Source organism: Acinetobacter sp. Marseille-Q1618 (assembly GCF_902809855.1).
GTDB lineage: Bacteria > Pseudomonadota > Gammaproteobacteria > Pseudomonadales > Moraxellaceae > Acinetobacter.
This window is the reverse complement of the sequence record NZ_CADDWJ010000002.1, coordinates 1,056,492-1,081,705: the sequence shown is the minus strand read 5'-3', so window position 1 is coordinate 1,081,705 and position 25,214 is coordinate 1,056,492. Positions and strand designations below refer to the sequence as shown.

General features: G+C 39.7%; 15 protein-coding genes. 10 read left to right on the top strand and 5 right to left on the bottom strand.

Features of this window, described 5'->3' with window-relative positions:
* Positions 1-3 precede the first annotated feature (3 nt).
* A complete protein-coding gene (locus HUS24_RS12255) occupies positions 4-3,690 on the bottom strand; it encodes an exodeoxyribonuclease V subunit gamma (RefSeq protein WP_173912260.1) in 3,687 nt (1,228 codons plus the stop codon).
* 174 nt (positions 3,691-3,864) lie between these two features.
* On the opposite strand from HUS24_RS12255, the gene HUS24_RS12250 reads away from it, so the two are divergent.
* On the top strand, positions 3,865-4,377 hold the full coding sequence (locus HUS24_RS12250; RefSeq protein WP_065994015.1) for a hypothetical protein: 513 nt from the start codon (positions 3,865-3,867) through the stop codon (positions 4,375-4,377).
* A gap of 79 nt (positions 4,378-4,456) precedes the next feature.
* Here the strand turns inward: HUS24_RS12250 and HUS24_RS12245 are convergent, their stop codons facing one another.
* Entirely contained in the window at positions 4,457-5,875 is a 1,419-nt protein-coding gene (locus HUS24_RS12245) for a phosphate--AMP phosphotransferase (RefSeq protein ID WP_173912259.1), read from the bottom strand.
* Between the two features lie 239 nt (positions 5,876-6,114).
* Between HUS24_RS12245 and HUS24_RS12240 the strand changes: the two genes are divergently transcribed.
* From HUS24_RS12240 to hisIE, 9 genes are all read left to right on the top strand, one after another.
* Positions 6,115-6,822: a hypothetical protein gene (locus HUS24_RS12240; protein ID WP_173912258.1), complete on the top strand. Its 708-nt coding sequence runs from the start codon at positions 6,115-6,117 to the stop codon at positions 6,820-6,822.
* A 173-nt stretch (positions 6,823-6,995) separates the two neighbouring features.
* Positions 6,996-7,940, top strand: a complete 945-nt coding sequence (ubiE, locus tag HUS24_RS12235; protein WP_173912257.1) for a bifunctional demethylmenaquinone methyltransferase/2-methoxy-6-polyprenyl-1,4-benzoquinol methylase UbiE — start codon at positions 6,996-6,998, stop codon at positions 7,938-7,940.
* Positions 7,941-7,955: 15 nt separating this feature from the next.
* Complete coding sequence (locus tag HUS24_RS12230; protein ID WP_173912256.1) at positions 7,956-8,618, top strand: SCP2 domain-containing protein; 663 nt, start codon at positions 7,956-7,958, stop codon at positions 8,616-8,618.
* 12 nt (positions 8,619-8,630) lie between these two features.
* A complete protein-coding gene (locus HUS24_RS12225) occupies positions 8,631-10,250 on the top strand; it encodes an AarF/ABC1/UbiB kinase family protein (protein WP_173912255.1) in 1,620 nt (539 codons plus the stop codon).
* Between the two features lie 602 nt (positions 10,251-10,852).
* The gene (locus tag HUS24_RS12220; RefSeq protein WP_173912254.1) at positions 10,853-11,935 is read left to right on the top strand and encodes a patatin-like phospholipase family protein; all 1,083 of its coding nucleotides are present in this window, start codon (positions 10,853-10,855) and stop codon (positions 11,933-11,935) included.
* Positions 11,936-12,003: 68 nt separating this feature from the next.
* Positions 12,004-13,062 (top strand): SMI1/KNR4 family protein, encoded by a 1,059-nt coding sequence (locus tag HUS24_RS12215; RefSeq protein ID WP_173912253.1) that lies wholly within the window; start codon positions 12,004-12,006, stop codon positions 13,060-13,062.
* Positions 13,063-13,073: 11 nt separating this feature from the next.
* Positions 13,074-14,363, top strand: a complete 1,290-nt coding sequence (locus tag HUS24_RS12210; RefSeq protein ID WP_173912252.1) for an NAD(P)/FAD-dependent oxidoreductase — start codon at positions 13,074-13,076, stop codon at positions 14,361-14,363.
* A gap of 66 nt (positions 14,364-14,429) precedes the next feature.
* The gene (locus HUS24_RS12205; RefSeq protein WP_173912251.1) at positions 14,430-14,993 is read left to right on the top strand and encodes a hypothetical protein; all 564 of its coding nucleotides are present in this window, start codon (positions 14,430-14,432) and stop codon (positions 14,991-14,993) included.
* 133 nt (positions 14,994-15,126) lie between these two features.
* A complete protein-coding gene (gene hisIE / locus HUS24_RS12200) occupies positions 15,127-15,918 on the top strand; it encodes a bifunctional phosphoribosyl-AMP cyclohydrolase/phosphoribosyl-ATP diphosphatase HisIE (protein ID WP_173912250.1) in 792 nt (263 codons plus the stop codon).
* A gap of 67 nt (positions 15,919-15,985) precedes the next feature.
* Here the strand turns inward: hisIE and HUS24_RS12195 are convergent, their stop codons facing one another.
* The 3 genes from HUS24_RS12195 to rpoB form a co-directional block, all read right to left on the bottom strand.
* Positions 15,986-16,342: a DNA transfer protein p32 gene (locus HUS24_RS12195; RefSeq protein ID WP_065994002.1), complete on the bottom strand. Its 357-nt coding sequence runs from the start codon at positions 16,340-16,342 to the stop codon at positions 15,986-15,988.
* A gap of 177 nt (positions 16,343-16,519) precedes the next feature.
* A complete protein-coding gene (gene rpoC / locus HUS24_RS12190) occupies positions 16,520-20,713 on the bottom strand; it encodes a DNA-directed RNA polymerase subunit beta' (protein ID WP_173912249.1) in 4,194 nt (1,397 codons plus the stop codon).
* Between the two features lie 173 nt (positions 20,714-20,886).
* Positions 20,887-24,975: a DNA-directed RNA polymerase subunit beta gene (gene rpoB, locus HUS24_RS12185; protein ID WP_173912248.1), complete on the bottom strand. Its 4,089-nt coding sequence runs from the start codon at positions 24,973-24,975 to the stop codon at positions 20,887-20,889.
* Between the last annotated feature and the right edge of the window lie 239 nt (positions 24,976-25,214).

Here is a 25,214-nt window from a genome sequence, read left to right as displayed (position 1 = left end):
AACTTATTCCTCCACCACATACTGGTATTGATAAATTGGCTGATACAACACATAGGCAAATTGTTCACAGGCATATTTTAATAATGCAGTTGCATCTTGTTCTTGTAAGATAAATTGCCAATCAGAATGTTTTTTACTCCATTCCATATCCTCTAAAGCGAATGGTAAAAATGCATCACTTTTATTCCATTCCTTGAGTAAATCAGGCAAGTTTGCAAGTTGCATTTGAGCTTGCTCATCCTCTAACCACTCCAATGTTTTGCCTTTCTCAGCCAACAATAACAACAATGCCGCAGGCAACACCAAAGGTTCAGATTGTGCATAAGCATATGCTTTAAACCATTCTGCCAAATATGCTTTGGCTTGTTGTGAGCTTACCCCTGTATTGATAATGGTGATATCACTAAACAAAGCGATTCGTTGCAGTTTTGCCGATTGTGCATCGTCCAAATTGAGATAACTCAACCAAAGTAAATATTCGAGCCAAACTTTGGCACGCCGATTTGCGCGTCCACTCGATGCATTTAGGCTGACCCAATGCTGTGCAAATTGCTGAGGGACACTGATATTCATCACGACATCAGCAGAAACACGCCATTGCCGTTGAGTGGTCGCAGTTACACTGTCTACATATTGTTTTAAACGTGCTTTTAAGTTGTCTTGTTCCATGACGCTGATTTGCCAAGCACTGTGCTGGGCTTTACCAATCGGTAATTGATCTTGTAATAAGGCAACTTGCTCTTCGTCAGTGACAGCTTGATTTTCTTGTAAATGCTTTTTTTGTAAATAATCGCGAATTTGATAACGTGCCAATCCATCCAAGACCAAAGGTTCAACTTGTGCAGGCACATCCTGTGACTTTAAGTTTTGCACACCCAAAGTTTTTAAATACAACCTCGCAGGAAATACCATGTCCAGAATCCATTGTCCTGCATCTAAGATGGTCATACTTTCTTGTACCACAGGATAAGGCGTATTCACCCATGCTTCGCGTTGCCCTAAGTTTGATGATTGCTGTAAATATCGGGCAACACTGTACCATTGGTCTTGATAACGCACAGCAGTATTTTCCAAAAAGCCTTGTGGCTCAAAAGGTTGTAATGCATGCACATGATAGAGCGCACGAATATTCTCAGGAATTTCAATGCCATTTATACAGATAAGTTCTGGCATCTTTCCTACGGGCACATTTGGAGCATGACTAATCAAAGCAATATGGCTGATGAGTTCTTGTAAAGCACTAGATGGATCACGTACTTCACCATCATTCACATCAAAGCCATTGTAAAATAGCCATAAACTGTCCTGTGCCAACAGCAAAGTATCTAAAAATGCACCTTGATCATCTTCTAAACGCGAACGATCGCCCAATTGTGGACGTAGTATTTCCATCAAATCAAATGGAATATGTTGGTTGCGTGTTGGAAATTTACCACTGTCCAAATTCAGCATGACCACCAATTTATATGGCAATGGGCGAATTTGCCCAATTTGGCTGAACGTAATATCACCCGTCGGTAAGGTTTGAGCCAATTGTGTCGATAGTGCTGTTTGGATTTCGGCCAACACATAAGGTAAAGGCAAATGAATACCTTTTAAATGATTGGCATCTTGTTGTTGATTACCCAAACGCAAATACGAATGTCGCAGCATTTTATGTTGCAGATTTAGAGCATCAAGTACTACTTTAAGCACTTCAACGCCTGCATCAATGAACTTATAAACCTCTGTGCTTAATAAATTTAACCATTCTTCAACAGTTTTACTTTGCCCCAGTTCATGCTGAACCATCCAATCTCGATGTGCTGCAAAATCTTGGTAAATTTCGATTAAAATACCGATCAGCTCAAAATCACTGGAGAGCACATTTTCAAAACTTAAAGTATCGGCAAAAATTTGATGGGTAGGAATGGCGATACCTAAACTCAAACGATCTAAGGCAAATTTAAAACTAAAACGAAAGTCTTGATCATCCTCAGTTAAGCTTCGTTGTAAATGTGCTGCATCCAAACCTCGTTTAAAACCTGCTTGGATCAAAAGCGCTAACATGCGTTGGGTACTGGCGACATCCAAACCATAACGCAGTTGTGTCGCTTCTAAATTAAGCCAATCTGAAAAATCTTCAACCGTAAAACGCCCTTGTACCCATTCAATACTGCCCAAAACTGCACGCCAAGCATTGTCCACATCCAGCTGAGTGACACCTGCAATTTTTGCAGGCACATGAATGCTGTCCTGATGCGGAATATGTGGAAATACACTACGAATCAACGGCTCTATTTCTTTTAAATTTGGTGCTAAAACCAAAACATCACTTGGACGGCGTGGGTGTTCTTTTGTACTTTGTGAGAGCCAATGAATTAACTGCTCTTTTAAAACTTCCAACTGTCTTAAAGAGGAATGACACACATGGATTTGAATCGAATCATCTTGTGGATCTAAAGCATAAGCATGTGTTTCTGGCTCAAGCAAATACAAAATATCAGATTGTAATTTACTCAATAAATGATGTGGCTCTTCATTCACAAACGCATCGACCCACTGCCCTTCCTCACCCGAAGAAAGCTGTGACAATAATGAGAAATGATCTCGTGCTTGCTTACCAAAACGAGTCAGCAAAGGATGACGTGACTCACGGATTTCAGCATTAAAATTTAAAGTAAATTCATCAAAAAACCGCTGTACATCAGCATCTGTAGCTTTGGGGTTCTTAGCAATAAAGCGTTCTTTTACCCCCAAGTCATAGCGTTTTTTCCAGTTTGGATCGACACTGTCTGCCCAATATTCTTGGGATGGGTTGTAATGTAAAATAATAACATCGAGGTATTGCCCTAAACGTCTTAAAAAATCCAACTGCTGTGGCGGCAAATCCAATAAAGTAAACACCACTACTTTTTTAGGTAAACACTGTAAGGCTTTGTGACGTTGATCAGAATTGTCGAGGATTTCCCAAAACAATTTGTCAATCAACCCCATTTCCACAAAATCATCATGAAAAGTATGTACCCACAACCAACGTTGCCATTGTTCTAGTTCTTGTGCTTGGCTAAGCTGAAATGCAGAAAGCTGTTGATCCGTTTTAAAAAATTGCTGTTCAATGTTCAACCCACGCCCTTGTCCCCATTGTCCCAGCCAATTGCTTGGACAGGTACACAGCTCAGCACACCCACGCTGGCATTGCCCACGATAAATCATGTAGTTACTAAACAGCAAAGACACTTGCTCTGCCACCCAATACAACATGCTTTGTTTTTTGAGCTGTTTTTCTAGACCTTGTTCAAGTTGCGCTGCCGCATCATAAATACGTTGAATAATTGAATGAAGGGGATGCTCTGTAGCTAAGGCATTGTCAGGCGTTTGTATAAACTCTTTTAAAGTCTGGTAAATACGCCATTTCATGATCAAGCGTGGCACGTTGGCTTTACCCACACGGTCATCTTCACCGTTTAAAACCTGTTTATAGGCATACCATTGAAAGCCACGAATCCGTTGATGAAACACAGTATTGGCACTCACACCGCGCTGTTCAGATAGGCGTTGTGTAAGCCATTCTTGTACCGCAGGGGTTGGCACAATAAAATGTTGTGGCTTTAAAACTGAAAATGGGTCATTCGAAGCTGTACTGGCACTTTGTAGAACACCTTGAACCAATATATCAATCGATTGGCTTTGAATAACATGAATCCCCATATTTCCTCATTTTCTTAATGTAAATAAACACAAAATCATAAACTTTCATTACTATACATCTTAAACACAATATGCCATTTTTACAGTATAGTTCGCACGAAAATGTTCTAAAAAACCAAGCGAATCAGCTTTGGGACAAAATATTATAAACAGTTTGATGGAGAGTTACTTTTTATGAAAATCGACAAAATTCCAGATTCAATCGACCCAAGTTTGAACTTAGAAAATATTCGAGAGGAATGTTTAGCATTGGTCAAAAAACGGGCGTATTTTTCAGCAGGTGCTGCTGTGATCCCGATTCCTTTTTTTGATGTGGTGATTGATGTTGGTATTTTATCGCAGCTAATTCCTGAGATTAATGCACGTTTTGGCTTAGCGCCAGATCAAATCAGTGTATATGATCCAAAAACCAAACAAATCCACTGGAATGAATTACGCAAACGTGGTTTTGAGTTCTCAGGTTTAGTGGTGGCACGTACTGCGGTCAAATCATCTTTAAATAATGTGGCGGCAAAAGTCATTACCAAACAAGTGACCAAGTTTATCCCATTAGGTGGATCTCTTGTTGCAGCGAGTTTAGGTTATATCGTGATGAAAAAAGTCGCTGAGGCGCATGTGGAAGAATGTTATAAATTAGCAAAAGGGATTCAAAATAAACAAAAAGAGAAAATTGTGAAATATTCTTAGTAGCTAATAGCAAAATTTATATATTTTGAATCCACCCCAACCCTCCTTTGATAAAGGAGGGCTTTTTTACAGTTTTAAATCAACTCTCTTTAATTTGTTTTAAAATCGCCTTTAGAATCTCAATCCGAGCGGTATATTTATCATTGGTCGAAATCACATGCCAAGGCGCATAAAAAGTATGCGTACGTTGCAACATATCTGCTGCTGCCTTTAAATAATCATCCCAATGACTCCGATTACGCCAATCATCTTCCGTAATTTTAAAACGCTTATGTGGAGTTTCTTCACGTGCTTTAAAACGTGCCTCTTGTTCATCTTTACTGATGGCAAGCCAAAACTTCACGATCACATACTGATTATCGGTTAAATCTTTTTCAAAACGATTAATTTCAGCATAAGCACGTTGCCATTCAACAGGCGATGCAAAACCTTCGATCCGTTCAACTAAAACTCGTCCATACCACGTGCGATCAAAGATCGAAATCTTTTCATCTTCTAACAGCTTCGTCCAAAAACGCCACAAATAAGGTCGTGCCAATTCATATTTTTCTGGGGCTGCAATGGTATAAATACCATATTCACGTGGGTCTAATTTCTTGACAATGCGCTTAATCGCTCCACCTTTCCCTGCTGCATCCATGCCTTCAAAAGTAATAATCACTTTTCGCTCATCAAAACGCATCGCTTCAGCGACTTTTTTAGTGAGTTTCTTTAATTCAGCTTTATATTCATCCTCATCCATTTCTTCAGTAGAAGGCTTGAGTAATTCATTTGGAATTTCAGCTTGTTGCCATTTTTCTTTTACTTGGGTCACATAATTTGGCAGATGTGTTAAATTTTTTAAAATGTATTGAGCAAATTCTTGATCGCGAATTTCCTCGTCTTCACAATCAATGATCAGCCAATCATCGGTAAAACGCTGACGTAGTTTTTGCACATTGTCATATTGTTTTTTATTTCGCCAGTCCAAACCATGTAATTTATGCCAACGTTGATCTTCGGCATCCATTTTGTCTAAACGCTTTTGTAATGACTTCCAAGACAAATCAAACCAAACTTTGATAACATCAACATGATTATTTTTTAAATCTTGTTCAAATGCGTTCATTTGTGCCACATAAGCATCAAACAATGTGTCATCCATTGGTGCAGAAACATGTAAAGCTGTTGATAACAAATCACTGTACCAATTGCCAAACATCACCAAAATCTGCCCTTCCGCAGGAATATAGCGCGCATAAGGCTGCCAAAAAGCGCGATCTTTTTGCATCATGTGAGGAGGATCTGCCTTGACACGTAAATAACGTGGATCTACCCATTCACGCAATTGTTTGACTGCCTCGCCTTTTCCTGCAAGCTCAATCCCACTGACCAAAATCACCAAACTTTTGGCATTTTTCTGTCCTCGGGTATTTTTCAAAGCATATTGGGCTTCAATCAACGCTACGGAAAGTTGATCTGCATCAACCAGTTCACATGAAGATTCATTTTTTTGCATGAATTCAGCTCTTTTCTTATGTTTTCATTATACTTTTTCAAGTTTACAAAGATTTTATGAGGCTGAATACATTTTTTGTATCAGTTTTTATAACGCTTAAATCCCGACAAAGCAGCATAAAACTGTCAAAATAGCGAAACAACTGACTTAATTTCAGTCACCTTCAAGCAATACCGTCATGGTTGTTCAGATAAACTGTGATTATGATTTTGTTAAATATATGGAAATTGAGTTCATTTATGTCAAAACTCGCAGCACTCGACCAACTTTTAGAAGAATATAAACAATTTGATTATCATCAAAATCCTATCCTGAAAAAGCGTCTGCATGAAGCACAAGACTGGCTCAAAGCACGTATTTTAGATACGCATACTGAGTTATTTAATCGCCCAGAAAATAAACTCATGGCAGATTATTTTATTCATCGTTTATATGGTGGGCCTGATTTTGATCCTTTGGCAGTCCAAATTGAGCGCTTACTCAAATATGCGCATAAAGCAGAAAAGATCATTCCTGAAAATGCCATTAAAACGGGTTTAAAGTCGATTGGGCTTGCCGTATTGGCAATGCAATTAGATGAACAAGTTGCCAAACAACTACTCCATGACTACCCTGCCGATCAAACTATTGATGATGAAATGATGCGTTTGACTCTAATCAAACTAGATCAAGCCGAACAACGTCTGCAACAACTCAGTTTACTTGATGATTTAGGCGTTGCCTTGGATAAGTATATGCGTTCATTTTTAATGCATACCGCATTTAAAATGTGTAAAGGCACCGCCCATAAATATAACTTTCAACTGATGTATGAGTTTATTGGTGAAGGCTTTGTGGCAATGAAACCGATGAAATCTGCGGCTGATTTTATTCATGCGTTTACGCTAAAAGAGCGTCAAATTGTCAATAATGTACATTCAGGACAAGCCAATCCGTTTAGAATATGATAAGGTTTTAGCAACTTAATGACGGCATACACGTCATATTTTTGTATATTAATGATTGTGTCTGTTGCCAGACTTTTAAATTTTGCATGATGAACGCTGTAAAAAGTCACAAAATCTGTCATCATGCAAAAATATGACAAAATTTCTTATTTTTGTGTTCAGGAGTGACTCGAATGTCGAATGAAAACCAAAAGCCAACCGCACAAAACGAGTCGGCACAAGACACAGACAAAGTAAGTCCATTTTTAACTGAACCATTACCGCAAGGCGCACCACAAGGTCAGCAGCAATCTTTACAACAACAATTGACCGATACGCCTGTTTCAGGAAGCGTTCCAAAATATAATCTACCTCGTGGTGCAAATACAGGGAATGTCGGTGCAACCACGCATTTCGGTTATCAAACTGTGAGCAGTGAAGACAAAGCTCAAAAAGTAGCGGAAGTTTTCCACTCTGTTGCAAGCAAATACGACATCATGAATGACCTCATGTCATTTGGTATTCACCGTTTATGGAAACGCTTTGCCATCAATATGTCAGGTGTCCGTCGTGGTCAACGTGTCCTTGATATTGCTGGTGGTACAGGTGATTTAGCCAAAGTGTTTAGCCGTGAAGTTGGCCCTACAGGTCATGTCGTGCTTTCAGACATTAACGAATCTATGCTGAATGTTGGACGTGACCGTCTAATTGATGCAGGTTGTACCAATGTCGATTTCGTATTGGCAAATGCAGAAACCCTAGAACCATTTGAAGACAACAGCTTTGACCTTTTAACCATTAGTTTTGGTTTGCGTAATGTGACCGATAAAGATGCCGCATTGGCTGCGATGTATCGTGTACTTAAGCCAGGTGGTCGTTTACTTATTTTAGAGTTTTCAAAACCTGTTTTTGAGCCTTTCTCTAAACTCTATGACTTGTATTCATTCACTGCATTACCGATCATGGGCAAAATCGTGGCGAATGACTCAGAAAGTTATAAATATTTAGCTGAATCTATTCGCATGCATCCAGACCAACGTACCTTAAAAGGCATGATGGAAAATGCAGGTTTCCAAAATACCGATTACCACAACTTAACTGGTGGTATCGTTGCTGTTCACCGTGGTTTTAAACTTTAATAAGGTCAAATAGCCATGTGGTCGATTCTTGCCTTAGGCGCAGTTGAACGATTCATTCATCACCTCATTGATTTGGATGCTATTACTCGCATTCAACTCAATGCGTTGCAAGGTAAATTACTACGCGTTGTGATCAACTCACCACAACTCTCCGTTGATGTATTTTTTGATGAAAATAAAGTTCGGCTTGAGCCAACCGTAACAGGTCAAAGTACAACTCCGTCTATCTTTGAACAGCGTCCTTTTGATCAACAGCATGCGATCAGTGAAGCCACAGCGACATTACACGTAAAGAATGCGGTTGAATTAGTTAAATTACTCATCTCAGATGATATGGGCAATATCCCTTTGCAAGGTGATTATCATTTATTGCAGGATATTCAACGTATTATCCAACAGACTGAGCCTGATTTAGCTGCACACTTAAGTCCGTGGATTGGCCCTACACTTGCTCATGAACTCGCCAAAATCCAGCTTGCACCAAAGCATTTAAAGCGTTCTTTACAAAGTCATTTATTTTTTGCTGAAGACTTTTTAAAAGAAGATACAGGCTTATTTGCACCTCGCTGGCAAATGGATGATCTACAACAAGATACCCGTACACTTAACCAAAATATTGATCGACTTGAAGCAAAAATTCAACAGCTTCAAAGCCAACTCAATCAAGAACAAAATTAGGTAAGAGCATTTATGATTCCGCATATTTCCCGATTACTCGAACTGTGGCGCATAGCAGCTCACTATAGACTCGATACATTGGTTCCTGCGGAAGAATTACCTGAAAAAGCTCGTCATGCTTTGTCGATCATTCGCATGCACCCTGCAGCCTGGTCAAGCAAAGAGAAAAAAAATCCGCTAAAACTAAAAGAAGCTTTAGAGGAAATGGGGCCATTGGCCATCAAACTCGGTCAGTTGCTTTCGACTCGTCGTGATTTGATTCCACCTGAAATTTTACAGCAATTGGTATTATTACAAGATCGAGTAAAACCTTTTAGCGTCGATGTTGCCAAAATCCGTATTGAAGAATCTTTAAAAGCCAATATCAATACCTTATTCGTCCGTTTTGATGAGCAACCTTTGGCTGCTGCATCTATTGCCCAAGTGCATACTGCTGCTTTGCATGATGGACGTGAAGTGGTCGTCAAAGTGACTCGACCTGATATTCGCAGTCAAATTTTACAAGATTTTGAAATTTTAGAATGGCTCGGACATACCCTCGAAAAACGTCTTGAAGCTGCACGTGCTTTTCATTTATCTGAAATTATTCAAGATTATCGTCAAGTGATCTTAAATGAACTTGATTTAACGCTCGAAGCAGATAATACACGACGTATGCGCCATTACTTTACTGGCTCAAGCATGATGTATGTGCCAGAAGTATATATGGACAGCAAAGATGTCATGGTCGCTGAGCGCATTACAGGTGTGCCGATTTCAGATATTGCAACATTTGAAAAATTGGGAATGAATCGTCAAGACCTTGCTGAAAAAGGTCTAACGATTTTCTTTACCCAAGTGTTTCGTGACAACTTTTTCCATGCGGATATGCATCCAGGCAATGTCTTTGTTGAAACGCTCAATCCAAGTCATCCACGTTATATTGCGCTTGACTGTGCCATCATGGGCGAGTTATCGAAACACGATCAGATGACCGTTGCACGCATGTTACTGGCGGTAATGAACAGTGATTTCATGCAGCTTATTCAAATCGTGCATCAAGCTGGCTGGATTCCACCGGGAACGGATCAAGATACTCTAGCTCGTGAAATGCGTCGTACTGTAGGTCCAATGGTGTCAAAACCAATGCATGAATTGGACTTTGCAGGGATTTTGATTCAGGTCATGGATATTGCTCGTCGTTTCCATTTGGAAATTCCACCACAATTGATGTTATTGCTAAAAACCTTAGTGCATGTCGAAGGTCTAGGCACAGATTTATATCCTGAATTGGACATTTGGAAGCTTGCAAAACCGATTCTAACCGAATGGGTTAAAGCGCAAATGAATCCTCAAAAGAACTTAAAAGAATTGGGACAAAAAATTCCGGATTTACTTTTAGGCGCGCAGGATTTTCCAACATTGATGATTGACAGTTTAAATGGTCTAAAAAATCAATCTGCTTGGCATGCTAAACAGTTACATGAATTACAAATGATGCGTTTGGAAGTTGAACATCAACAAAAACGCAGTTGGATATTCGGCAGCATCATGGCGATTTTATTGTCGATTGCGATTATTGCACCGTGGTATATTTCAATTGTATTGATTGTATTGGCAAGTGTTTTAGCGGTTTGGCGAGTTGCAAAGTAAATATTTGATTGAGCATCTTGTTTAAAAGGTGCTCAATACGTTAAGATCAAAAAATAATAAATAACTTTTAAAATAACAATGAAATATAGTTTTTTGTGGGCTACTTATAGACAAAAGAAAAGTACCGCTGTGTGGTTCAGTCTATTTTTTATCATTCCTAGCTTATTTAATATTCTCAATTATTTAGATGGGCATTATCATTTTTTTAATTTTTTCCTCGCTAACCCTAAATCCTCAGTAGGAAGATTACTTGATAGCAATTATTTCTGGCAAACCACTTTATTTAACTTCATTCCATTTTTACTATTAATATTTGTACCGCAAAAAAATCTTATTCGCCTTTTTGATTTTTGGCTCATTCTTGCAACCTTGTATTCTTTAACTAATAGTTGGTATATCAATACTTACTCTATACTTTCCGTTACATATTTCTATTTTATATACCGTGACATTAATAGGAAAAATAAAGAATTAATGGATACCTATATTCAAAACTCTAAAATAATATCCAATGACTCCCAAGTCACCCACTGACACCTCTCGCCATTGCCCTGCCACGCCTCACTCTTAAAATACTGACATCTGTTTGAGTGAGTGAAACCGTGACCCAAATTCTAAAAAAACGCCCTGCTGCATTAACCATTCAGGCAGGCACACTCGCCAAACAACTGATCGAAAAAGAAGGCTTACAAGCACAGCAAGTTGATATGATCCCTGGTGCAGCAGGTGGTCCCAAAGGCATTGGGCTCATGGGTTTAGACCAAGCGATCTTCGGAGATTTACTACAACGTGCTCAACAACGCCGTTTTTTAATCGGATCATCTGTTGGCGCATGGCGTTTTGCTGGAATCATTACGCAAGGTGAAAAACTTGGTCCTGAAAAGCTTGCAGAATTGTATATCGACTTACCCTTTAAAAAAGGCATGAAAATCGCAGATATCGAAAAAATATCACGAGAAATGCTCTACGGCATCTTAGACCAGCAAACGCAGAAACTGGTCACTCATCCTGATTATCATTTGACTATTCTTGCTGCGAAAGCAGAACATATTTTCCAAAGTGATCAAAAGCTTGCATTATATAGTTCCCTTTTGGGTATTATTGGCAGTAACGCCATTTCACGTGATCATTTAAATAAATTTATGCAGCGGGTAATCTGTCAACCTTCAGATTTTCCACAATTTAAAATTCAGGATGATGCCTTTAAAACCCATTATATTCACTTTAATAGCGATAATGTCGCAGATTGGCTTATGGCATCGGGCTCGATTCCCGGTGTTGTTCCTGCGGTAAAAAATATTATAGATGCGCCACAAGGTGCATACCGTGATGGTGGACTGATTGACTACCATATTGACCTGCCATTTGGCAGTAAAGGCATTGTTTTATATCCACATTTTACTAACAGTATCACACCGGGTTGGTTCGACAAAATGTTCAAATCCCGCAAAGCCAATCCGATCAATCAAGCGCGTACTTTACTACTCTCACCTTCACAAAGTTATTTGGAATCATTGCCTTTAGGTCGTCTTCCTGATCGTAAAGATTTTGTTTTAAAAGGTCTTTCGAATAATGAGCGTAAGAGATTATGGCGGCAGTCTGTAGCAGAAAGTCAGCGTTTAGGTGATGAGTTTTTAGAGTTGGTGGAAAAACAGAATTTTGCAGAGGTAATGGTCGATTTATAAATACGAATTGCTTATTACTGAAATCTTGATTAATCTGAAAAAAGAAAAATTGAGATTCCCACCTCGCCATGCTCACAATACATTTAAATGAAAATAACTTTTTAATAAATCAAGAAGAAATTATATTTCCTATTACTATTGAAAAATTAATCTTAGTGCTTAACGCATCGCCCCGAATTATACAAAGTGCATCGAATACTATTTTAGTTTGGGATGAGTTAGGAGTTACAGCTTATGCCAAACTAAATAATCTGATTGATACGATTGAAATTTCATTTGAACTACAGAAGTATGAGAAATGCCCTAAGTCACTATTTAAGGGACAATTTTATTTCAAAGATAAAGACGCTATTTCTTATTTTTTCGCACATCCTGAGTTACGTGTTCCAATATATGAAGGTGATACTCACAAAGCTTTAGTTGCACATAATATTTCTGCATGGTTTTATGGAGATCTTAAGCAACATCAATTAAATGGAATAAGTTTTTCACATTATGAAGCACCACCTACTGCTGAAGCATTGATATTAGATACTCAATTTAGACATCTTGAAAATCTATGGAAAGAATGGATAGATGCTATTGAACAAGTTGTTCCCAAACATAACCGTTACTTCAATTTGAAACACGGCATTCAAAGCCAAGACATTATTGATCTGCAATCTATTCACGATATGGAAATGCCTGACATACTCATTAACTTTTATAAAGTACATAATGTATATTGGGATGCAGTTACTTCAGCATTTCAATTCCATGTAAATAATTGGAATTACGATTTACTATCTTTTCAAGATATTTATAAGCATTGGCAAAATAATATCGAACTCAATACAGAAGAAGACCTTGATACCTCTGATTATCTCAATTATGACCCTCGCACAAAAATAAATGATTATACCAATACACTTTGGATTCCTTTTGCCGAAGGTCGTAATGGTGACTATTTATTAATAGATTTAGATCCGAATGAAAATGGTAATTTTGGTCAAATTATTGAATTACAAAATGAATCATGGGCAAGAAATGTCATTGCAAACTCTTTAGAAGAATTGATTCAAATGACCATAAAACAACTGAAAGAATCACCAAGTGAACATTACCAATTTATTTTAGAAAATGGCTAATTTCCTCCTCTATGAATGCTAAAGACTCGTTTCATTTCGCCATCATCGGGGCAGGTACAGCAGGGCTTGCAACTGCAATCCTACTTGCCCGACAAAATATTCAGGTTACTTTATTTGAAAAAGCCGAAAAACTCGAACCTGTAGGTGCAGGCTTACTTCTGCAACCATCTGGTTTAGCTGTATTTGAACATTTAGATGTATTAAAGGATGCTTTAAAACTTGGAGCGATCGTAACAAGTTTAGAAGGACAACTTGTGAATGGTTTTAAATTGGTCAATAGCCATTATGCACAGGCACATCCTGATTTTTATGGTCTAGGAATTCATCCGGCTACGCTATGCCATGTTCTTGCAAATAAATGCCGTGAATATACCGAATTGATTACTTGGCAAATGAATACCGAGATTCAAAGACTTGAAGAATCCACGCATGAAGTCCGTGTTTATGGCGCAGTAAATAGTGAAGTATTTGATCAGGTTTTTGATTGTGTCATCATTGCCAACGGTGCAAGAAGTGAACTCAGACCTAAACCTTGGGTCAAGATTGATCAAGCTTATCCTTGGGGTGCAAAATGGACGATTGTTCCTGAGTGTTTAGACTTTGACACCCAAATTCTACATCAGTTTTATGATCGTTCTAAAATCATGATGGGAATACTTCCGACAGGTGCTATTCCAACTCAACCCAATCAACGACTTTCCAGTGTTTTTTGGAGTTTACCCACAAATCAATTGGAGAATCTTTTACAAAATAATCAAGCGCGTTCAGCTTGGCTTAAAGAAGTGGCTCAACGTTGGAAGCCTGCTGCGGATTGGTTGGAACACGTGATTGCCAACCCTGAAGAAAAGCAACAGTGGTTATCAGCTAACTATCGTGATGTGGTGATGTCCAAATTTGGTGAAGGTCGTATCGGTGTGATTGGCGATGCAGCACATGCCATGAGTCCTCAACTTGGACAAGGTGCAAATATGGCACTTTTAGATGCATGGGCACTTGGACAAGCCATACAAAATGCAAGACAAAATGAAATTTTGGATTATCCACAGCTTTGGAAAACTTATCACCAACATCGGCAAAATTCGACGGCATTTTATCAGTTTTTAAGTCGTCTACTGACACCACTTTACCAGTCTGATTTGTGGTGGGCAGGTGGATTGCGTGATCTCACATTTGCGTGGATGTATCGTATCCCCTATTTTCGTAAGGAAATGGCAATTACTGTTTCAGGTTTAAAATCTGGAATGTTGAGTCAGATGAAGTATAAGGATATTGCTAAATATAATAAATTGTCCTTATCATAACTTAGTACGTAACATCGTACTAAATAAAAAGAAAGCTTTGCTACCAAATTATGAGTTTTAATTATTATGATTGAAGTGACGATTGTTGAAGGAACTAATGATTACCCTCTAAAAACAGTATATTTTAGAAACACTAAAGGCTGGATAATACGAGAGTCTTTTTATAATCCATCAAATCAACCAATCATTGAAGAAATGGTTGAATTTGATGATAAAAATAAAATTTCTCGTCAGGTTTTGTTTCTTACAACTGATTATAAAATTATTGCTTATCGAAATTTATATCAAGCAGGCGAAAGTGAAAGATCAGATAAAAGATTAGGTTTTACAGATTACAAACTCGTAAATGGTGAGTTTAAAAAAATAAGTTGGATGATCTATGAGCCTGCTTCTAAAGAAAAACCTTTTTCAAAAAGCCTATATTACAATCAAAATGATGAACTTCTTTATTATTATGTTAATGATGATGCAACCTTCACGACAAAGTACTTTGATAAAAATAATCAAATACTCAATGATTTCTATTCTTTCTATAAAGAAAATTTTGACTCACTCGAAACATACGAAACTATCAAAAAGGATTTACTACAACAAGCTCAAGATAAATATTACGATAACCAAGAGAAATAAAATAAACAATTCAGATTATAATTCGATTAAATAATTTTCAAGATTTTTCGCAAATCACTCCAAATCACGTAAACTATAGACCTCTACGTTTCCTACGTAGAGGTCAATTAAATTAATTATCTGGTGAAATTCTATGAATAACTTGCAATGGCTCGATGAAGTAAAATTTAACGAACAAGGACTGATTCCTGCTATTGCACAGCATCATCAAACAGGACGTATTTTGATGGTGGCATGGATGAACCGCGAAGCTCTGCAACTCACCGCAGAGAAAATGCGGGGTGTTTACTTCTCACGTTCACGCAATAAACTGTGGTTTAAAGGCGAAGAATCAGGACATTTTCAAACCGTTTATGAAATCCGTTTAGACTGCGATGCCGATGTGATCGTGTTACAAATTGAACAAGAAGGTGGTATTGCTTGTCATACAGGACGTGAGTCATGCTTCTATCGTAAACTTACGCCAAACGGTTGGGAAATTGTCGATGCCCAACTCAAAGACCCAAATGCGATTTATGCTGATAAAGCCGATCAATCAACAAATCCACATACGATTGCCATGAATGCCTCAGATGCCCAGTCTGAACAAGTTGAAGTCTTAGATTACTTAGGCAAAATGATGGCTGAACGTAAAGCTGCCAATCCTGAATCGTCTTATGTAGCAAAGCTCTACCATAAAGGTTTAAATAAAGTTTTAGAGAAAATCGGCGAAGAATGTATTGAAACAATCATTGCTGCAAAAGATTTTAAATCTGAAGCCAACGAAGACAATAAAAATGATTTAATTTATGAAGTGGCAGATCTTTGGTTTCATACGATTGTGATGCTGGGTTATTTCGATCTCGATCCACAATTGGTACTCAACGAGCTTGCACGCCGTCAAGGTTTATCTGGCTTGGTCGAAAAAGCCAACCGTCAGCACTAAATATTTCCCAATAAAAATAAGCGCATGTTGCGCTTATTTTTCGATTTAATTTTTAAAAATAAAAATCTTAGCGTTTTTGCTCAATCGCTGCACCAGCACCACCGCCGATTGCACCACCGATTGCAGCACCTGTATTGCCACCGAATACACCTTTACCAATCGCAGAACCAATCGCACCACCTACACCACTGTAGGTTGCATTACGGTTTGAACCATTCGATGTTTTACTCCCAACTGCTGCACCTGCACCACCACCAATTGCAGCACCTGTACCACCACCGACATTGTTCCCCACACCACCACCGATTGCACCACCTAATGCAGCCGAAGCAACACGTTTATCATTACTTGACATGTTTTCACAGCCTGCCAACATCAAGGTTGAAAGTGATGCTACTGCCAATACTGTCATTACTTTTTTCATGTCTTTCTCCATCAGTCCTTTTTTAACTGGTTTTATCTTAATCTTATTTCATGAATCGAATCTTAGTGATCTGTTAAAAAACGCAACTTTTCACATATATTTTGTAAAAACAACATAGCATCCCAACATAAAAAAAGACGCCCTAAGGCGTCTTCTTCATTTTAAAAGTATTTAAACTTAGAAAGAATCTTCGTTTAAAGCTTGCGAGAATGCTTGGTCAACTTCAGAGAAATCATTTACAAGCTCATGTTCAGCAGCTTCCGCTTCTTGACGACGACGTTCTAAATGGTAAGCCAAACCTGTACCCGCTGGGATCAAGCGACCTACAACCACGTTTTCTTTCAAGCCACGTAACTCATCTTCTTTACCTGTTACAGCCGCTTCAGTTAACACACGTGTTGTTTCTTGGAACGATGCAGCAGAGATAAACGAGTCTGTAGAAAGCGATGCTTTGGTGATACCCATCAATTGACGTTCAAACTTCGCAGGGAACTTGTTCTGAGCCAAGATTGCTTGGTTCTCTTGAACAACACGGATGTAATCCACTTGCTCACCTTTGATGAAGCTTGTATCACCACCGTCAGTGATATCAACTTTACGCAACATTTGACGTACGATGACTTCAATATGCTTATCGTTGATTTTTACACCTTGTAAACGGTATACGTCTTGAACTTCATTCACGATGTAGTTGGTTAATGCAACTTCACCTTTCAGACGTAAAATGTCATGTGGATTTTGTGGACCATCAGAAATGGTTTCACCACGGTTCACATGCTCACCTTCGAACACATTGATTTGACGCCATTTTGGAATCAATTCTTCATAGATCTCAGAACCATCATCAGGCGTGATCACTAAACGGTTCTTACCTTTGGTTTCTTTACCGAAGCTGACGATACCAGACACTTCTGCAAGGATCGCATGCTCTTTCGGTTTACGTGCTTCGAACAAGTCAGCTACACGTGGAAGACCACCGGTAATATCACGTGTACGTGACGTTTCTTGTGGTACACGACCGATAACGTCACCCACACCAATCGTTTCACCATCACGCACAGTTACGATTGTGTTTTGTGGCAAGAAGTAGAACTGTTCACCGCCATCTGTTGTATCCAACACAATTGCAGGACGTAAATCTTTACCAGATGCAGGACGTGCAGTCACTGGCAAGATTTCAACAGTAGTCATACCTGTTGCATCATCAGTTTTCGAGGTTGCAGTTACACCATCAGCGATTTGGCTGAAACGTGCTTTACCAGCAACTTCTGTAACCAATGGATGAGTATGCGGATCCCAAGTTGCAACGATACCACCACCTTCTACAGCTTCACCATCTTTGATCAAGATGCTTGCACCGTATGGTAGTTTATAACGTTCACGTTCACGACCTAAGTCATCCGCAATACCAATCTCACCTGAACGTGAAACTGATACCAAGTGACCTTTCGCATGTTGTACAGTTTTTACATTATGGAAACGTACTGTACCTTTATTACGCACTTGAACGCTATTTGCAGCAGAAGTTCGGCTCGCAGCACCACCTACGTGGAAGGTACGCATGGTTAACTGGGTACCTGGTTCACCAATCGATTGCGCAGCCATTACACCTACAGACTCACCTGGATTCACCAAGTGACCACGTGCAAGGTCACGACCGTAACATTTCGCACATACACCGAAAGTAGATGCACAGCTCACTACTGAACGCACTTTAACTTCGTCGACACCAGCATCTTCAAGGTATTGAGCAAGTTTTTCATCAATCAATGTATTACGTGGCAAGATAACTTCGTCTGAACCTGCTTTAGTAACATCTTCAGCCGTTACACGACCCAATACACGTTGACTTAACGGCTCAATGACATCACCACCTTGAATGAATGGTGTCATAACAAGACCGTCATAAGTACCACAATCAGGCTCAGTGATCACCAAGTCTTGTGCTACGTCTACTAAACGACGTGTCAAGTAACCAGAGTTCGCAGTTTTAAGTGCGGTATCTGCCAAACCTTTACGTGCACCATGCGTCGAGATGAAGTACTGAAGTACAGTCAAACCTTCACGGAAGTTTGCTTTAATCGGTGTTTCAATGATCGAACCATCTGGTTTCGCCATCAAACCACGCATACCTGCAAGCTGACGAATCTGTGCTGCCGAACCACGGGCACCAGAGTCAGACATCATGTAGATACTGTTGAATGATTTTTGTTTCTCATCTTCACCCTGTTTGTTTTTAACAGTGGTAAATGACAAGTTATCCATCATCGCTTTTGCAACTTGGTCGTTGGTACGCGCCCAAATATCGACCACTTTATTATAACGTTCACCCGCAGTTACAAAACCTTGCTCGAACTGTTGTTCAATTTCGCGAACTTCAGTTTCTGCTTTGTCAATAATTGCTTGTTTTTGTGGTGGAATAACCATGTCTTCCATACCTACAGACACGCCTGAACGTGTTGCTTGACGGAAGCCCAAGTACATCAATTGGTCAGCAAAGATAACGGTATCTTTTAAACCGAGTTTACGGTAGCAAGAGTTAATTAACTTAGAAATGTTCTTTTTGGTCATTTCCACGTTAATTTGTTGGAAATCCATGCCTTCAGGAACAACTTCCCAAAGTAAACAACGACCTGGTGTTGTGTCTACAACAATAGTTTGATGCTCACGATTACCATTTTCATCAATTACAGTTTGATGTACACGTGCTTTAACGCGCGCGTGCAAATCCACTTGACCTGTTGCTAACGCACGGTTTACCTCATGCGTATCCGCAAACACCATGCCTTCACCTTTGGCATTGATTGCATCACGTGTGATGTAATACAAGCCCAAGACCACGTCCTGAGAAGGTACGATGATCGGCTCACCATTTGCAGGTGATAAGATGTTGTTGGTTGACATCATTAACGCACGCGCTTCTAACTGCGCTTCGAGTGTTAATGGTACGTGTACCGCCATTTGGTCACCATCGAAGTCGGCGTTAAACGCAGCACATACGAGTGGGTGAAGACGGATCGCTTTACCTTCGATCAAGGTCGGTTCAAATGCTTGCAGACCTAGACGGTGAAGTGTTGGCGCACGGTTCAACATGATTGGATGTTGACGAATTACAGATGCCAAAACGTCCCAAACTTCTGGTGTTTCACGCTCAACCATTTTCTTCGCAGCTTTAATGGTCGTCGCTTGACCTGAAGCTTGTAGTTTCGCAAAGATAAATGGTTTGAATAATTCAAGCGCCATTTTCTTCGGAAGACCACATTGGTGTAAACGTAATGATGGACCTACTGTAATTACCGAACGACCAGAGTAGTCAACACGCTTACCAAGTAAGTTTTGACGGAAACGACCTTGTTTACCTTTGATCATATCTGCCAAAGATTTAAGCGGACGTTTGTTCGAACCAGTAATTGCACGACCACGACGACCGTTATCTAACAATGCATCTACAGACTCTTGTAACATACGTTTTTCGTTACGTACGATAATGTCTGGTGCTGCAAGGTCAAGAAGACGTTTCAAACGGTTGTTACGGTTGATCACACGACGATACAAATCGTTCAAGTCAGACGTCGCAAAACGACCACCTTCAAGTGGTACAAGTGGACGAAGGTCTGGTGGAAGAACTGGAAGTACAGTTAACACCATCCATTCAGGCTTGTTATTTGAATCGTTGAATGCTTCCATCAATTTCAAACGCTTAGAAGCTTTTTTAAGCTTTGTCTCAGACGTTGTATTTGGAATTTCTTCACGAAGACGAGTAATTTCAGCTTCAAGGTCGATGTCTTTCAACAAGTCTTGAACTGCTTCAGCACCCATTTTTGCGCTGAATTCATCACCGTGTTCTTCTAACGCTGTGAAATATTCTTCATCATTGAGAAGTTGATATTTCTCAAGCGGTGTCATACCCGGATCAGTAACCACATAAGATTCGAAATACAATACACGTTCGATATCACGTAAAGTCATATCTAAAAGCAAGCCAATACGGCTTGGTAATGATTTCAAGAACCAAATATGTGCAACTGGAGATGCAAGCTCAATGTGACCCATACGTTCACGACGAACTTTTGCAGTTGTTACTTCAACGCCACATTTTTCACAAATGACGCCTTTATATTTCATACGCTTGTATTTACCACACAAGCATTCATAATCTTTGACTGGACCAAAAATTTTGGCACAGAATAAACCATCACGTTCTGGTTTGAACGTACGATAGTTAATTGTCTCAGGTTTTTTAACTTCACCATGAGACCATGACTTAATCATTTCTGGTGACGCAAGACCAATACGGATGCGATCAAACTCTACAGGAGCATGACCGTCTGAGTCCGTCTTTTTGCGCATGATATCGAGCAAGTCTTTCAATTTTTTTCTCCGTGTGTTGTGGAGATTTTCACTCTACAACTGGGTCACAAATATTGTTTTTTCACTGAGTAATCCTCCCTCAATCCCTCCTTTTTCTAAGGAGGGAAGCTCCTACCCTTTAGAGTAGAAACTCCCCCTTTCTCAAAGGGGGCTAGGGGGATTAATGGAACTAATTAGTCACCATTTTTCAGTTCAATGTTGATACCTAAAGAACGGATCTCTTTGGTCAATACGTTGAACGATTCAGGCATACCCGGATCCATATAATGGTTACCATCTACAATGTTTTTATAGATGCGAGTACGACCTTCAACGTCATCCGATTTCACAGTGAGCATTTCTTGTAGTGTATAAGCTGCGCCATAAGCTTCAAGTGCCCAAACCTCCATCTCACCGAAACGCTGACCACCAAATTGAGCTTTACCGCCCAATGGCTGCTGCGTTACAAGAGAATAAGAACCTGTAGAACGTGCATGCATCTTGTCGTCAACCAAGTGGTTGAGTTTCAACATGTACATGTAACCTACAGTAACTGGACGGTCAAAACGCTCACCTGTACGACCATCATACAAGACTGTTTGACCTGTACGTGAAATACCACCAAGCTCTAGTAAGTCTTTGATTTGCCCTTCTTCAGCACCATCAAATACAGGTGTCGCTAAAGGTACACCTTTACGCAAGTTACCGGACAATACCAAGATTTCATCATCAGTTAAACTGTCAAGATCTTCTTGCTCGCCGCCCACTTGGTTATAAATCTTGTCTAAGAATTCACGCAACTCAAGAATAGTACGTTGTTCTTGTAGCATCTTGTCAATCTTGTCACCAAGACCTTTCGCTGCCATACCCAAGTGAGTTTCAAGAATCTGACCCACGTTCATACGAGATGGTACACCCAGTGGGTTAAGTACAACATCTACAGGAACACCGTTTGCATCATGTGGCATATCTTCTACAGGCAAGATGTTAGAGACAACACCTTTGTTCCCGTGACGACCCGCCATTTTATCACCCGGTTGGATGCGACGTTTAACAGCCAAGTACACTTTAACAACTTTCAATACACCAGTTGTAAGCTCATCACCTGTAGAAAGTTTGCGTTTTTTCTCAGCAAATTTCTCATCAATTTCAAGGCTCTTCTCTTTTAAGAATACTTGAATTTGGGTTAAACGCTCTGCAACAGCTTCGTCAACAGGCTGAATTTCAAGAAGATCAACAAGCTCTAAACTCGACAATAAATCTTCAGTGATTTTTTGACCACGTTTAGTGGTACCGCCACCATTTGACTCTTGACCATTCAACAAACGAACAATACGTTCACGTGCTGCTTCTTCGAAGATTTTGTATTCTTCTTTCAAGTCCTTACGGTAAGCATCAAGCTGCGCTTTCTCAATCGCTTGAGCACGCTCATCTTTTTCAATGCCGTCACGTGTAAACACTTGAACATCGATAACTGTACCTTTCACACCAGAAGATACACGTAAAGATGAATCTTTTACGTCAGCCGCTTTTTCACCAAAGATTGCACGAAGTAATTTTTCTTCAGGTGTTAATTGTGTTTCGCCTTTCGGTGTAACTTTACCAACAAGGATATCCCCTGCTGTTACTTCTGCACCAATGTAAACAATACCTGATTCATCAAGTTTAGACAGTGCAGCTTCACCTACGTTAGGAATATCGGCAGTGATCTCTTCAGCACCCAATTTCGTATCACGTGCAACACATGACAATTCTTGGATGTGAATCGATGTCAAACGGTCTTCTTGAAGTACACGTTCAGATAATAAGATCGAGTCTTCGTAGTTATAACCATTCCAAGTCATGAATGCGACACGCATATTCTGACCAAGTGCTAATTCACCACCATCAGTTGATGGGCCATCAGCCAATACATCACCACGACCGACTTTATCACCCAAGCTCACAAGAACTTTTTGGTTAATACAGGTGTTTTGGTTTGAACGGGTGTATTTGATCAAGTTGTAGATATCTACACCTGCTTCACCTGCGATCATTTCGTCTTCATTAACACGAATCACCACACGAGAAGCATCAACATATTCAATACGTCCGCCACGTTTTGCGATCACACATACACCAGAGTCGTGTGCTACGTTTGCTTCCATACCTGTACCAACAAGCGGTTTGTCAGCAAGCAAAGTAGGAACTGCCTGACGTTGCATGTTTGAACCCATCAATGCACGGTTGGCATCATCGTGTTCAAGGAATGGAATCAATGATGCTGCTACAGATACAACTTGCTGCGCAGAAACGTCCATATGCGTCACTTTTTCAGGTGGCATACGTACGAAGTCACCTTGATGACGTACAGATACGAACTCTTCTTGTAAGTTACCGTCTTGATCTACAATAGAATCGGCCTGTGCAATGACAGTACCTACTTCTTCAATCGCAGATAAATATTCAACTTCATCTGTTACACGACCATCCACCACTTTACGGTATGGTGTTTCTAAGAAACCGAAATTATTACATTTCGCATAAACAGAAAGTGAGTTGATCAAACCAATATTTGGACCCTCAGGTGTCTCAATTGGACATACACGACCATAATGCGTTTGATGTACGTCACGCACCTCAAAGCCTGCACGCTCACGTGTTAAACCACCAGGCCCAAGCGCTGATACACGACGTTTGTGTGTAATTTCAGACAATGGGTTGTTTTGGTCCATGAACTGAGACAATTGGCTTGAACCAAAGAATTCTTTGATCGCTGCAGCAACTGGTTTTGCATTGATCAAATCTTGTGGTGACAAATTATCAGTTTCAGCTTGGCTTAAACGTTCTTTTACAGCACGCTCAACACGAACAAGACCTACACGGAATTGATTTTCTGTCATTTCACCAACAGAACGCACACGACGGTTACCTAGATGGTCGATATCGTCGACTTCGCCTTTACCGTTACGAATTTCAACCAATGTTTTTAATACATCAGTGATATCTTCGTTCGATAAGATGCCTTCAACTTCACGTGATTTTTGGTCAGTACCGACTTCATATGGACGACCTAAACGACGGTTAAACTTCATACGACCCACTGGCGATAAATCATAACGCTCAGTTGAGAAGAATAAGTTATTGAATAAGTTTTCAGCTGCTTCTTTTGTTGGTGGCTCGCCTGGGCGCATTACTTTGTAGATTTCTACAAGTGCCTCTTCACGACCTGAAGTTGTATCAGCACGTAAAGTATCCGCTACGAATGGACCACGGTCGATATCGTTGGTATACAGTACGTTAAATTGTTTAACACCACCTTCAGCGATTTTTACCATCACTTCATGGCTAAGTACTGTATTTGCAGGAACAACTTCACCATCATGCAAAGTAATGTCTTGTGCAACAATACGCTCGTACAAATATTCATCTGGAACAGGAAGTTTAGTTAAACCCGCTGCTTCCATTTGACGTACATGACGTGCATTAATACGCTTGCCTTGTTCAACGATTGCTTTACCATCATTGTCAAGGATATCAAATTGCGCCATTTCACCACGTAGGCGTTCTGGAACAAGGTCAATTTGATAACTACCCATGTCAAGATATACAGGAACTTTTTCATAGAACATGTCTAGAATTTGTTCATTGGTATAATTCAAGGCACGTAAAACCACAGTCGCAAGCAATTTACGACGACGGTCAATACGAACATAGACAAGGTCTTTGGCATCAAATTCAAAGTCTAACCATGAACCACGGTAAGGAATAATACGTGCTGAATACAACACTTTACCGCTTGAATGTGTTTTACCTTTGTCGTGATCGAAGAATACACCTGGAGAACGGTGTAACTGAGATACGATTACACGCTCAGTACCGTTAATCACAAATGTACCGTTTTCTGTCATGAGTGGCATTTCACCCATGTACACTTCTTGTTCACGAACGTCTTTGATTGATTTCGTTTCACGATCTTTAATGATCAAACGAATTTTTACGCGCATTGGTGCCGCATAAGTTGAGCCACGAAGAATACATTCACGGACATCAAACTCAGGTTTACCAAGGCTATACTCAACGAATTCTAAAGCAGCATTGCCAGAATAACTTTCTATTGGAAACACTGAACGAAATGCGGCTTGGAGACCGATATCTTCGCGGTTTTTTGGAGTTTTGCCATCTTGTAAGAATGTTCTGTACGAGTCGACTTGGATCGCGAGCAGGTACGGAGCATCCATGACTTGGGGCAATTTACCAAAATTCTTACGGATCCGTTTCTTTTCGGTATATGAGTATGCCATCTGGAGTCCTCGGAAAGAAAACTAACCCCGCCTGCAGAACGGATTTAGAAGGAATTACGCAGGTCGATATGACCACCACCTTTTACAAATGCTGCAATTTTCAGTGGTATAAAACGCTTAACAATATTTTTAAAATGGAAAAATATTGTTAAGCGTTTGATTTTGTTTGCTTATTCTTAAAATTGATGAATTTTATATCATTCAATCCAAAATCGAGCCGATTATTGTAACGCAAAAAG